Raw genomic sequence first — 13,229 nt, 5'->3', positions numbered from 1 at the left:
CATGCCCATCGACAAAAAAGAGCACAAGTAAACTTAACAAGGGTCAAATGATTGCACGACCTGAAATACGGGACATTCTCTTTATTTAAGTACAAAGTCTGCCTCTAGCGTTTCCACAGAGTTGGTTCCTACAAAAACCTTGAAATCACCTGGTTCTGACTTAAAAGTCATATCACGCGTATAGAATTCTAGGTCCTTGTTAGTAATAGTAAAACTCACTTGCTTAGACTCACCTGGAGCTAAGCTTATTTTTTCAAAACCCTTCAATTCCTTCACAGGTCTTGTAACACTACCCACTAGGTCTCGGATGTAAAGCTGTACCACTTCTTTACCTTGATACTTGCCAGTGTTTTTCACCGTAACATTGACAGTAATTGAGCCTTCGGCTGAAAGTTCATTACTGCTTAAGTTGAGGTTAGAATATTCGAATGTGGTGTAGCTTAAACCATAACCAAATGGATAAAGTGGCTCGTTCGATACATCTAAGTATTTACTTGTGTACTTGTTATTAGCATCGAAAGGACGGCCCGTATTCTTCATGTTGTAGTAAACAGGAATTTGACCTACGTTTTTCGGAAAAGTGATGGTCAGCTTTCCTCCTGGGTTATGGTCACCAAAGAGTGTTTCTGCTATGGCTCTACCAGACATGGTACCTAAATGCCAAGCATTCATTACTGCAGGAATGTTCTCATCAATCCAGTTAATTGTTAACGGACGGCCAGCCATAACAACAGCAACTACTGGCTTGCCAAGCGCATGTATTGCCTCAATTAATTCTTGCTGAGGCCCAGGCAAGCCAATTTCAGTTCTACTGGCTGCTTCGCCACTTTGGGTGTAGTCTTCACCAATGGCCATAACTACAACATCAGATCTTCTGGCTGCTGCAATGGCTTCAGCAAAACCTGATTTGTCGTTTCCATTGAAACCTGCTCCTCTGGCATAATTGATTCTTACATTAGGAGCAGTTTGCTTAATTCCCTCCAATAGAGTCACTACTTTGCTTTCGTCTCCAGCAACATGCCATGTGCCTAACATATCTTTCTGATTGTCGGCCAATGGTCCGATAAGAGCTACCGACCTTGTGTTCTTTGAAAGTGGAAGAAGGTTCTCTGAATTTTTACCAGCAGGCTCATTTTTGAGCAATACTATTGACTCTTTTCCAGCCAAAAGTGAATGATCCATTAGCTCCTGAGCGTAAAGCGTAGATTGCTCTCTCTCTTTATTCAGGTATCTGTAAGGGTCTTCGAAGAGGCCTAGCTTATACTTCATTTCCAACACTTGGCGCACATAGTCATTTAGGTCTGACTCTTTGATTTTTCCTTCCTCAATTAATTCAGGAATATACTGGCTATAAACCCCACCCTGCATGTCCATTTGAACACCAGCATTAAAGGCTAACTCTGCAGCTTCTTTCAAATTAGCCACTGCACCATGCGGCACCATTTCATTGATAGAAGTATAGTCGGTGACAACAAAGCCATCAAACCCCCACTCATTGCGAAGAATTTCAGTCATTAAGTACTTGTTTCCCGATGCTGGTACACCATCTACTTCATTGAATGAAGTCATAACAGTAGTGGCTCCAGCATCTAAGGCCGCCTTGTAAGGAGGAAGGTAGTTCTGTCTCAATTCTCTGTCAGACATATCTACCGTATGGTAGTCTCTGCCCGCTTGAGAAGCTCCATAGGCTGCAAAGTGTTTTACACAGGCAAGAATAGTAGTAGGGTCGCTTAAGTCGGTACCCTGAATGCCTCGCACTTTGGCTGCTCCTATAAGTCCGCCTAAGTAAGGATCTTCACCGCTGCCTTCGGCAATTCGTCCCCAGCGAGGGTCTCTGGCAATATCTACCATAGGGTTGTATGTCCAGTTAACTCCAGCAGATGCGGCTTCTTTTGCTGCCAAATGCGCAGATTTTTCAATGATATCCATGTCCCAACTAGCGGCTTCGGCCAGAGGAATTGGGAAAGTGGTTTTGTAACCATGGATTACATCTAGTCCAAAGAGTAGGGGAATACCCAACCTGGTCTCTTCTACGGCAATTCGTTGAAGATTTGAAGCGTAATCTACAGTGTGGGCATTGAATAAATTACCAGCTCTGCCAGCCCTTAATTCATCCATGTAATCATCGCGCAACACAGGGCCTGTAACATCCCAGCCACTGGTGTATAGGGTGAGTTGCCCTGCTTTTTCTTCTACAGTCATTTCGTTCATCAAAGAATCTATGAATGCATCCATTTCGGAATTGCCACTGCTGCTAGAAGAAGAGTTGCAGGCAGTGAATGAAACTGCTGCTAGTGCAAGAATTAGCGCTAGGTTAGTAATTGATTTTATCTGAATTCTAAGTCTTTTCATTATAGCTTTCTATTGCTTTGTTTTAGAGAATAGCCATGGTAGAAGCTCTGGTTCTGCAAATGCAGGGTCCCAACTGTTGTGGTTAGCATTTGGATATAAAGTAAGCTTTACTTTACCACCCTTGGCCTCTATGGCTTTGGCCATGTCTTGAGAAAAATGTGGAGGAACCACATCGTCTTTTAGTCCGTGGAAAATCCAGAACGGAACCTTTTTTGCGTATTTTTTGGCACTCTTAGGGTTGTCTCCACCACAAATAGGTGCTGCCGCAGCAAAGGTTTTAGGCATTCTGCTTACTAGCTCAAATGTGCCCATACCACCCATTGAAAGTCCCATTACATACATTCTTTCAGTATCTATGTGCGATACGCTACTCAAAGAATCTACCATAGACATTAATCCTTTCATAGATTGATGAGGCTTTTTACTTGTTTTGAAAAAGGTGAAATGTCTTTTACCATTTTCATCTAAAGGTCTATGAACATTGGCCCAATAGTCATCTGGTGGGCATTGAGGAAAAATGACTACCGCAGGAAAGTCCTTTCTGTTCTGAGCATCCAGAAAAAGTTTGCTTCCATGAATCAGTTGTTTTTCATTGTTCTCGCCTCTTTCTCCAGCCCCATGAAGAAATAGCACTAAAGGATACTCCTTAGAAGGATCGAACCCTTCAGGATACAGCACACGATAGTTCAGGCTGCCTTCTTTAAATTCATGTTGCCCATGTTCAAAAGCGTCTTTTGGATTTTGCCCATGGGTGGTGTTGATAGCACAGATTAGTGCTATCAATACTAGAGATACCTTATTCATAAGTAAAGCCTAATTTGTCTAGTCCAACTTTGATTTCTGGAGCAGACATAAATAGCTCCCAGATTAAGCCAGACCTGTAGTTTTCAATCATTACAGGAATTGGACCTTGGTCAATAGCCAAGTATCTAGGTAAGTGCCAGTCTTCTTGTAAGCTGAACGCATCGTAAGGACCGAACTCTCCAACCAAAGTATCTAAGTCGGTATATAAGTGCTTAAGCATAGCCATGCTTTCTTCAGGTGTATATGGGAAAGAAGAAAGCGCAGCGGTAGGAGAGATTACTCCTAAGTCTCTGTCTGGTCTGTGGCCTGCGTAGCCTCTCATAGAGTAGCTAGAGGTAAAACCCCAAAGGTTTGGTCCATAACCTTCGAACTCGTTAGGATTGTCTACAGCATATTTGTAATGGATCATTGCATGGTTCTGGTTAAGCTTCCAGTAATCAGCATATTGATCTTTAAGTCCTTTAGGGTTTAGGCCTAGGTATGAATAGTGAGCCCAGAAAAGAGGGCCAACAGGCGAATCGTTGGTCTCGTAGTGGTTTAACTCGGTTTCAAGGCCATAAAAAACGGTATCGTTGGCAATTTCTCCATTCATTGCCCAACCTTCATGATAAACCGCAGGGTCAATGCTGTGATCTGGAGAGGCTGCAGCCAATACATACATAATCAAACATTCGTTATAACCGCGAACGTCAAAGTTCATCTCCCAGCCGTAATTAGGAGACCAGTGCCAGTAAAGTACGTTTTCGCCTCTGGTGTGCCAATCGAACTCAATGTTCTTCCAAATAGCATCCATGCGGTCTGCTAGTTTAGCTTCTCTATCAACGTTTTTATCTAAGTATTGTCTAACAGTCAATAAGCCAGCGGCTAAGAATGAGCTTTCTACAAGGTCGCCTCCATCATCTTTTTGGCTGAAAGCTTTTGCTTTACCTGTTTTACCATCCCACCAGTGAGGGAAAACCCCATGAAAGGTGTCTGCATTTTCTAGGAAATCTGTGATTCTCTCAAATCTTTCAACTCCTTGCTCTCTGGTGATAAAGCCTCTTTCTATTCCAACAATAATTGCCATAAGGCCAAAGCCAGAACCACCAGAGGTAATAATGTCTTTGTCATGGCTAGGGTAAATATCGTCCATATGGTATCTCTCTCTGGCCATACCACTGTTAGGTTCGGCACCTTCCCAGAAATACTGAAAGGTTTGGTATTGCACCAAGTTGAGTAGAGAATCTTCTTTCGATTCGCTTTTGCTAACATCTGCATTACTTGAAGCACTAGACTGGCCACAAGAAATGATGACCGCACAGAGGGTCAATGCCAGAATGCTTTGTAAAACTGTTTTTTTGTTCATCGTATTAGTAAGGTTATGTCTTTTATTTCAATCAATAACTTGTAAATCCTAGTTTGTCTAGCCCGTCTGAAATCTCTTCGTTTTTCATAAAAAGATTCCACAATAAGGCCGATCTGTAGTTTTCTATCATTAGAATAATTGGCCCTTGGTCTATGGCCAAAGTAGAGCTCGCATACCAGTTTTCCGTGAGGTTAAATGCATCGTAAAAACCGTATTCGCCCCAAAGTTTATCTCCCATTATGTAGTAGAAATGTTTAAGGGCAGTCATAGATTCTTCTGGTGTATATGGGAAAGAAGAGAGGGCTGCGGTTGGTGTTATTACACCCAAATCATTCGTAGGTGAATGAGCAGAATAGCCATTGTGGTTATCGCTGGCCGTTAGCCCCCAAGCGCCTTCTCCATAGCCAACAAAGTTTTTAGGATTAGCCACCGAATAAGCGTGGTTAATTTTAGCATGAGCTACATTCTGATTCCAATAGTTGGCGTACTGATCTTGTAGGTTTCTCGGGTCTAAGCCAAGGAATGAATAGTGAGAGAAGAATAGCGGACCTCCAAACGAACTACCCAGCGGTAACTGAATATTATAGTATTCATTATTATTGGCCATATCGCCATTTCTAGCCCAACCCTCATTATATACGCTAGCCGAAATTGGATGGGTAGGAGAGGAAGCGGCCAAGACATATACAATTAATGATTCGTTCCAGCCACGGATCTTAAGGTTCTTTTCCCAACCATAGTTTGGCGACCAATGCCAGTAGAGCACGTCTTGCCCGCCTTGAGTGTACCAATCCCACTCAACTTCTTCCCAAAGTTGGGTAATGGTGTTTCTAATGCTTTGTTCTTGAGTATTGCCCGGGTTAAGGTATTCTCTAACAGTTAGGAGTCCTTGAATCATAAAGGCCGTTTCAACCAAGTCGCCCCCATTATCATTAGCGCTGAAAGGTACAGTTTCACCAGTGTTTCCATTCATCCAGTGGGGCCAAACCCCATGGAATCGGTCTGCTCCTTTAAGAAAGTCTACAATTTTTTTGAGTTGGAGAACACCTTGTTCTCTGGTAATGAAGCCTCGCTCTATTCCTACAATGATGCTCATTACGCCAAAGCCAGAGCCGCCAATGGTTACGGTGTTGCCCGAAGAGTTTCTTTCTCTGGCCAAACCAGAATTTGGGTGGGCAAAATCCCAGAAGTATTTGAAAGTTTGTTCCTGTACTTTAGTCAGGAGGTCTTCTTCAGATATCTGAGGAAACTTAAATGAAGGGTCTAATTTGGTATAGAATTCTAAAGAATAGCCATCGAATCCGCGCCCCTCAGCACTTTCTAAATCGTCAGAAATGCTGAAGTTGTATTTTTTGATGTAGTCTAATGAGGTGGTTGGAGTAACAGTAATTGTTTTGTCTTCATTAGAACTGACAATGTTTACCGACTTGCCTTGTAATCTAAAGGCCGTTTCAAAGGTTGAAACATTAATGGGTGTACTAAACTCAAAGGTGAGTGTAAGTTGAGGGTCTACATTTTGAACCCTTGGATTATTGCTAATGGCTTCTCCATTCATCAATACGGAAACTAGCTCTAGCTCTCCGGCTTGAGTTCTGAACTGAAACGAAGTAGGAGTGATGGCGGCACCATCGGCACTTCTTAATTCATCGGTTAAGCTAACAGTGTATACCGTATTGTTTTCTAAAATTCCGTTTACCGAAAGCAAGGCAGATTTACCTTGAGCAGACAGTGATACGGTTTTAGTAATTTCTTGTGTTCCTGCTAACAATTTAATGCCTGTAGCAGTAGTGGCAGGGTCTAAAGCTGTGGAGAATAAAAGGGAAATGCTACGGTCTACAGGAATAGACGCTGTAATATCTCCTGTGAGGTTAAGTTGAAGGGAACCAGCGAAAGCTGACTCCAATTGGAGTGCCTCGGCTGAAGGTTCATCAGATTTACAGCCTAAGAGGCTAGTAATTAATAAGATGTATAATAGCCTAATTCTCATTAATTGATTGGGGTTTTAGAAACGATTGGGGACTCTAGCTGAAGCCAAATTCCCCAATCGACTCTTAATTGATAGTCAGCTGCTTAACGCGCTGCTTTAATTGCATCTACTTCTGCTTGAGTAAGGGCTTTGTCGAAGATTCTAAGCTCATCCATTAAGCTTAGGTCAGACTTATGGCCCCATTCGTTAAATCTAGGCGCACCAGAACCAATAGACATAATGTCACAGTTGGCCCAGCTGAAGCCTTCAGGTAAATCAGATTCTGAAACCATCACGCCATCTATGTATACTCTTGCTACAGAGCCAGAGATAGTAAAGGCCATATGAATCCAGTCGGTTTGCGTAGTAGGGTCTACATCTGCGGCTGCGGCACCGTCTACCCAAACTTCTCCAGCACCAGTTCCTACATTTAGTTTGAACCTCTGCTTGCCACCAGCATTTTCTCTAAAGAACCTAAAGCCACTAGTTCGCAAGTTTTGAGTGTTAGGGTAGTCAGCGTTTTCAGTATGCGGAGGGCCAACCACTAGAATTCCAGCTCTGTCTGGAGTAGCATTTACTTTATACCAGAAAGAAGCACTGAATTCATCGAATTCAATTCCGTTAGACGGGAAGGTTGCGTAAGCATCGGTAGCAGCTTGGAAAGCTCCACTGCCTCTTAGGCCTTCACCAGCAAGGTTGATTGAACCTACTTGAGTAGCAGCCAATCCTGAAGCAGCATCTACATAGTTGCTTTCAAAGTCCATGTAGAACTTTTCGCCAAACTCACCATTATAAACGGTTCCACCTTCATCGTTAATGATGGTAAGAATTTCTGTCTGAGAAAGGCTTTTGTTGAAGAGTCTTAGCTCATCCATTAAGCTTCTGTCAGATAGGTGGCCCCATTCGTTAAATCTTGGAGAACCAGACATAATAGAAAGGATGTCGCAGTTGGTCCAATCTACACCAGAAATAGCAGTGTTTTTAACTGGCTGACCGTTGATGTAGACAATCGCTTCGCTGTTCGATATAGTGAAGGCAAAATGTACCCACTCCCCTGAGTTAGGTGCTACATCTGCAGCAGCTCCACCGTCTATCCAAGCATCGCTAGTTCCATTTCCAACATTCAGCTTAAAGCGTTGTTTACCAGCTACATTTTCTCTGAAGAATCGGAAACCACTTGTTCTGTCGTTCTGAACATCAGGGTAATTTGCATGGTCTGTGTCTGGCGGGCCTACAACTAATATACCTGCTCTGTCAGGGTCATCGTTCACCTTCATCCAGAATACAGCACTAAACTCGTCATCTAAAATATCGCTAACTGGTATGGTCAGGTAAGAATCTGTAGCTCCAGCCAAAGCATTGCCACCTACTTTACCTTCTCCTGCAAAGCCCATGTTTCCTACCTCAGTAGGGAACCTTACATTTACAAGTTCAACATTGTCATTGTCGAACGGCATGTAGAAGATCTCTCCATCATACTTAGTTACATAAGGAGGAATCTTAGAGAAGTTAATGGTTTCAGTAGTAGACTTTCCATTAATATCAGTTGCAGTTACCACTAAAGTATGGTCACCGTCTGCTAACTCTGAATAGGTATATTCACCAACGAATTTCCTATAATCTACAAAGTCTGAGAAGCTAGCTATTTCAGCACCATCTAAGTTTAGGGTAATGGTAGCTAGTTCTATATCGTCAGTAGCTTCAAATTCAATATTAACTGAAGTTACACTTTCGTAAACCTGTATTTCAGTACCATTTGCAGGGTAGTTTACAGTTACTTCAGGAGCAGCAGTATCTTCTCCTGGTTCAACCGTTTTTATTTCGTCTAGAAAGGCATCCTTACACCCAGCAATTAAGAAGATGAGTAAGGTGCTTAGAAATAATGATTTTATAATTCTCATATCGTTTATTCTTAATTGTCAGATAATTGAGTTAACAAGTCTAGTTGAGCCAATGGGTAAGGCAAATACTGATCGTCAGTACCGAAGGTTCTTCCATCTCTGTTCAATTCAGTAGTACGGCCGTTTCTTACTACATCGTAAAAACGAATTCCCCACTCAAGACCAAATTCAGCAAACTTCTCGTTCAGTACATCGTCTAGCGTTACTGTGGCAAGGTCTGTAAGACCAGCTCTTCCTCTTACTTCGTTTACTGCGTCTACAGCGCTCATTGCAGAACTGGTTGCACCACTTACTAGTGCTTCTGCATGCATTAGTAGAATTTCAGAGTATCTGATCACCAATACGTTTTTGTTTTCACCGTATCGAACTCTGCCTGTAGTTAACTGATTAGATGGAAGGTAGTGCTTACCACTAGAGAATTTAGCTCTTGGGTTTGGCTGAGCGTCTGTTCTACCTATTACATCACCATCGCGAGTTGTGTTAGACACAAAAGCAGGAAGGTTGATGTAGTTAGGATCAGACTGAATCATTTCAATTCCTTCTCTGGTAAAGAGTACACTTGTTTCTAGTCTGACAGTCTCATTTCTATCTAGCATGAACTTGATGTACTTCATAGAAGGCTCCCAGAAACCCCAGCCTGCGCCAGAACCAGCTACTGCTGGAGTCCAGTTATTAGGACCGAAGAATTGGTGTAGATAGTACTCTGCGTTACCTGAACTCTGACCAAAGTCTGAGTACTGGAACTCTAAAAGGCTTTCATTGCTAAGCTTACCAGGAATCTTGAATAGTTCGTAGTAGTCATTGTAAAGCTCAAAAGCACCTGAGCTAATGATTTCGCCAGTAGCATCTGCCACACCCTGGTAGTCTTTCATCTCAAGGTTAGCCATAGCTTTTACTGCTAAAGCTGTGTACTTGGTTATTCCACCTTTGATGTCAGTTCTCTGGTTAGGACGAATGCTTGCTAATAATGGAGCAGCTTCATCCATTAAGTCTGAGATGTGTTGCATCACTTCTTGCTGAGAAGAAACAGGAGTGGTGTAAAGATCATCAGTTTGAGAACTTGTAGGAATCAATATATCTCCCCATAGTCTTGAAAGTTGGAGTAGCTCCCAACCAATCATTACCTTGATTTCAGCAATGTATTGATCTCCTTCTGCTGGGTTAGCAGCATTGGCCTGATACTTGGCAATTTCTTCCATAGCGCCATGCCATTTTATGATGTCATCATAGAAGTTCAACCAAGTAGAGTTGTACATCCAGAATGAACGATCGTATCTGAACTGGTCAGTTTCAGTTAAAGGAAACTGATCTCCCGCAGGGTTAACATCATCACCTCTTACAGAGATAATAGGGAAGGTTTCCCACTGAAGGTCGTAAAGCAAATCGTATGCTCCAATGCGCAATAAAGGCATGTTCTCGGTTAAGGTGTAATCTGTACCTTCAACAAGCACTTGACCTTCCAACGGATCGTCCAATGAATCATCGCAAGCCGTTGCAAACACTAATGTGAGCGAAAGGGCGAATAGACTTTTGAAATATTGTAACTTATTCATTTTCAATCTCTTTTATCTTAAAATTTGATATTTAAACCTAGGGTGTAAACAGCAGGGATTGGATATGTCTGTCTATCGATTCCGTTAGCTACTTCTGGGTTGAAACCATTGTAGTTAAACAGGGTCAACGGCTTTTCTGCCGTGAACGTGATGCGGGTTTCAGGTATTTCTGTACCTAAAACAGTCTGGTTGATTAGGTTATAAGAGAGTCGAATGTTCTGGATTCTGAAGTATGAGCCATCTTCTACAAAGTAGTCGCTCATGCTCTGGTTCCAACCTTTTCTTAGACCAGCAGCAGAAGGGTATTTGTTAGAAGTTCCTTCACCTGTCCAAAGGTTTTCGGCAAGCTCAGCATCAATGTTAGTATCTGTAGTAAAGATGATTTCACCTCTTTTTCTATTCAGAATGCTATGTCCAGACATTCCTTGGAAGTCTGCAGAAAGGTCGAAGTTCATGTAGCTTACTGCAAAGTTGAACCCGTACGTTAAAGTTGGTAAGTAAGAACCTAGAACAACTCTGTCTTGGTCGTCAATTACACCATCTTGGTTCTGATCTTTGAATTTGTAGTCTCCTGGCTCAATGCCTGAGTCTGTTACAAATTCTGAAGTGTAACCATAGTTGTCAATGTCTGACTGATTTTGGAAAATACCGTCTGTCTCATAACCAAAGAATGCCTGTAATGGCTGACCAATAATTGATCTTTGACGGAACTCAGCAGAACCAGCATCTAAGTATTGTGGGCCACCAAGGCTCAATACCTCATTGTTCAACGTAGCTAGGTTACCACCAACGCTATATCTTACATCACCAATTTCGTCAGACCAGTTAAGAGCCAATTCGAAACCTTCGTTTCTGAAGCTACCTGCACTACGTCTTACATTAGATCTAATAAGAGGAAGAATAATAGTTACTGAAGCGTCTTTAGTATCTCTCTGGAAGTAGTCAGCCTCTACAGAAAGTCTTTCGTTAAACATTCTAGCACTCACACCAATGTTCAACTCTTCTGTAGTTTCCCATCTATCTACATAGTCAAAGGTTGGGATTACTACGTTTCCAGATACTCTTTCGCCATCAATAGCAACAAATCTCTGATCGATAGTTGGCTCACCAACTGATGCAGCAACACCATCGTTACCAAGCTGACCCCAACCACCTCTTACTTTAAGGAAGTCTACAGCAGATACATCGAAGAAGTCTTCTTCGGTAAGTACCCAACCAGCACCAACTGTGAAGAAGTCACCCCATTTTTGCTGGAATTTGTTGTTACCATCTCTTCGGTAAGTTCCATAAAGTAGGTATCTGTCGTCAAAGTTATAGGCTAGTCTAGAGAAGTAAGAAGAACCGTAAAGCTTGCTTCCGTAGTCACCATAAGCAGTTTCATCTCTAGTTTGAGTTAATGAGATATACCATAACTCTTCATTTAATCTGCTAGGAGAAGGGAAAAGCTCGGTACCACCGGCAAACACACCTTCGCTTGTTTCAGATCTGTAAGAATAACCAGCTACTGCAGTTACGTTATGTTTTCCTGCAAACTGCTTATTGAATGTTAAGTAGTTGTCGGAGATTTGGTTAAAGCTGGTTGCGTGGCTTCTATTGATTGAAGAAACGCGCTCAGTTACACCATCATTGAAGTCGAAATTTAAGTTTCTTGAGTTTACCTGAGAGAAGCTGTAGTTATAAGCTGTTCTGAACTTTAAAGTCTCTGGTATAATGTCCAATTCTGCATAGAAGTTGGCCAAGAACTTGTTGATTTTGTTTCTATTGTCATTGTAGTAAAGGTCGAACAAAGGGTTTTGAGAACCTCTGTAGCCTAATACCTGAGCGTTACCAAACCTGTTAGGAGAGGCTGCCGTGTTTAAGTCGTCATAAACTGGTAGAATAGGAACAGCAAAGAAACTCTTGAACCAAACCGAGTTTTCGCCAACATATTGAGTTCCGTTACTAATGTTGATGTTACCACCAACTCTGAAGTTTTCACTTACATCATAGTCGATTTTAGAACGTAAGTTTACACGCTCATACTCGTTTCTAGTAAACTTCATTAAACCGTCTTGCTTAAAGTAGCTCACTCCAAGAGAGTATCTGGTGTTGTCGCTACCTCCGTTTACAGAAAGCGTATGGTTTTGCTGAGGAGCGTAAGACTCCATTACTTCTCCATACCAGTCGGTATTAACGTTTGGAATGTTCGGATCGATTCTGCTTCTACCGAACCTCTGTAAGGCATTGTCGATAAATGCAGCATCGGCACTGGAGCCAGTAGCTAAAGCATAGTTAGTGAATTGCTGAGCGTTAGCCACTTTCAATACGTTTTGGGCAGTTTGAATACCGTAGTATCCGTTGTAGACGATTTCAGCGGGCTTATTGTAACTTCCTGATTTAGTTTCGATCAGGATTACACCGTTTGATGCTCTTACACCATAAATAGCAGAAGCAGAAGCATCTTTCAATACCGAGATTGAAGCGATGTCGGAAGTGTTTAGAAAGTCGATGCTGTTAAAAAACATACCGTCAACCACATATAGAGGGGCTGCATTACCTTCTAAAGAACCAACTCCACGAACTCTAACTGTAGGAGCTGCACCAGGAGCACCGCTACTTACAATCTGCAGTCCTGGAACTTTACCTTGAAGCGCCTGCATGGCTTGCGCAGTTGGTACTTTAGCGATTTCTTCGCTTTTCACAGTAGAGATTGAGGAGGTAATGTCTTTCTGTTCTTGGCTACCATAACCAACTACTACAATTTCTCCCAATTCACTCACATTTGGAGAAAGCGTAACATTGATTGTGGTCTGATTGCCCACAAGAACTTCTTGCGTAACAAAACCAACGAAACTAAATACGAGAACCGCTTGATTGTTAGATACCTGAAGTCGGTATTTACCATCAAGGTCAGTAGTCATACCATTGTTAGTGCCCTTTTCGCGGACAGTAACACTTGGTAGAGGTTGTCCATCTTCTGCAGACAACACAGTTCCTGATACCTGTACAGTCTGCGCACTGAGTGGTTGGCTCAGGGCAAACAGTAGAAGTAAAGGAAGTACTTTAAAGTACGAGCTTAGAGTTTTCTTCATGCCTTATTCATTTGTTTTGGTAATAGGTAAAGTCGTGCGAGTAAATCGTTTGAATTACACTATGTAATTGTAATCGTTGTGTTAAAAACTGTCAAGAAGTGGAAAATAAAATCGCTTTTTTATGCGCTTAAAACGGTCTTTTTGGAAGACGTTTTTTGCGCCTTAATCTCATTAAAAAACGGCCTTTAATTTGGTTTAAACGGTGAAAACGTTTGCATGTCCCTCTTTGGTAACAAG

At 42.1% G+C, this 13,229-nt stretch carries 7 protein-coding genes; all 7 read right to left on the bottom strand.

Annotated elements, in window-relative coordinates; genetic code table 11:
- Positions 1-81: 81 nt before the first annotated feature.
- The 7 genes from T7867_RS19280 to T7867_RS19250 all read right to left on the bottom strand — a co-directional run bounded on the left by T7867_RS19280 (position 82) and on the right by T7867_RS19250 (position 12,992).
- Entirely contained in the window at positions 82-2,352 is a 2,271-nt protein-coding gene (locus T7867_RS19280) for a glycoside hydrolase family 3 N-terminal domain-containing protein (RefSeq protein WP_322299676.1), read from the bottom strand.
- 9 nt (positions 2,353-2,361) lie between these two features.
- Positions 2,362-3,156: a carboxylesterase family protein gene (locus T7867_RS19275; RefSeq protein WP_322299675.1), complete on the bottom strand. Its 795-nt coding sequence runs from the start codon at positions 3,154-3,156 to the stop codon at positions 2,362-2,364.
- A complete protein-coding gene (locus tag T7867_RS19270) occupies positions 3,149-4,501 on the bottom strand; it encodes a glucoamylase family protein (RefSeq protein ID WP_288341818.1) in 1,353 nt (450 codons plus the stop codon). The genes T7867_RS19275 and T7867_RS19270 overlap by 8 nt, the downstream gene beginning before the upstream one ends.
- A gap of 31 nt (positions 4,502-4,532) precedes the next feature.
- Positions 4,533-6,488, bottom strand: a complete 1,956-nt coding sequence (locus tag T7867_RS19265; RefSeq protein ID WP_322299674.1) for a glucoamylase family protein — start codon at positions 6,486-6,488, stop codon at positions 4,533-4,535.
- An 83-nt stretch (positions 6,489-6,571) separates the two neighbouring features.
- Positions 6,572-8,368, bottom strand: a complete 1,797-nt coding sequence (locus T7867_RS19260) for a LamG-like jellyroll fold domain-containing protein (RefSeq protein WP_273272430.1) — start codon at positions 8,366-8,368, stop codon at positions 6,572-6,574.
- An 11-nt stretch (positions 8,369-8,379) separates the two neighbouring features.
- Positions 8,380-9,921, bottom strand: coding sequence for a RagB/SusD family nutrient uptake outer membrane protein (locus T7867_RS19255; RefSeq protein ID WP_322299673.1), 1,542 nt, complete (start codon positions 9,919-9,921; stop codon positions 8,380-8,382).
- A gap of 17 nt (positions 9,922-9,938) precedes the next feature.
- Complete coding sequence (locus tag T7867_RS19250; protein ID WP_068220384.1) at positions 9,939-12,992, bottom strand: SusC/RagA family TonB-linked outer membrane protein; 3,054 nt, start codon at positions 12,990-12,992, stop codon at positions 9,939-9,941.
- Positions 12,993-13,229: the final 237 nt, after the last annotated feature.

Source organism: Roseivirga spongicola, from assembly GCF_034376045.1.
GTDB lineage: Bacteria > Bacteroidota > Bacteroidia > Cytophagales > Cyclobacteriaceae > Roseivirga > Roseivirga spongicola.
This window is presented reverse-complemented; position numbering and strand designations above follow the sequence as displayed.

Bases quoted from the DNA above. Each gene is read 5' to 3' on its own strand.
- T7867_RS19280 (WP_322299676.1), bottom strand. From the start codon at position 2,352: ATGAAAAGACTTAGAATTCAGATAAAATCAATTACTAACCTAGCGCTA.
- T7867_RS19265 (WP_322299674.1), bottom strand. From the start codon at position 6,488: ATGAGAATTAGGCTATTATACATCTTATTAATTACTAGCCTCTTAGGC.
- T7867_RS19255 (WP_322299673.1), bottom strand. From the start codon at position 9,921: ATGAATAAGTTACAATATTTCAAAAGTCTATTCGCCCTTTCGCTCACA.
- T7867_RS19275 (WP_322299675.1), bottom strand. From the start codon at position 3,156: ATGAATAAGGTATCTCTAGTATTGATAGCACTAATCTGTGCTATCAAC.
- T7867_RS19260 (WP_273272430.1), bottom strand. From the start codon at position 8,368: ATGAGAATTATAAAATCATTATTTCTAAGCACCTTACTCATCTTCTTA.
- T7867_RS19270 (WP_288341818.1), bottom strand. From the start codon at position 4,501: ATGAACAAAAAAACAGTTTTACAAAGCATTCTGGCATTGACCCTCTGT.
- T7867_RS19250 (WP_068220384.1), bottom strand. From the start codon at position 12,992: ATGAAGAAAACTCTAAGCTCGTACTTTAAAGTACTTCCTTTACTTCTA.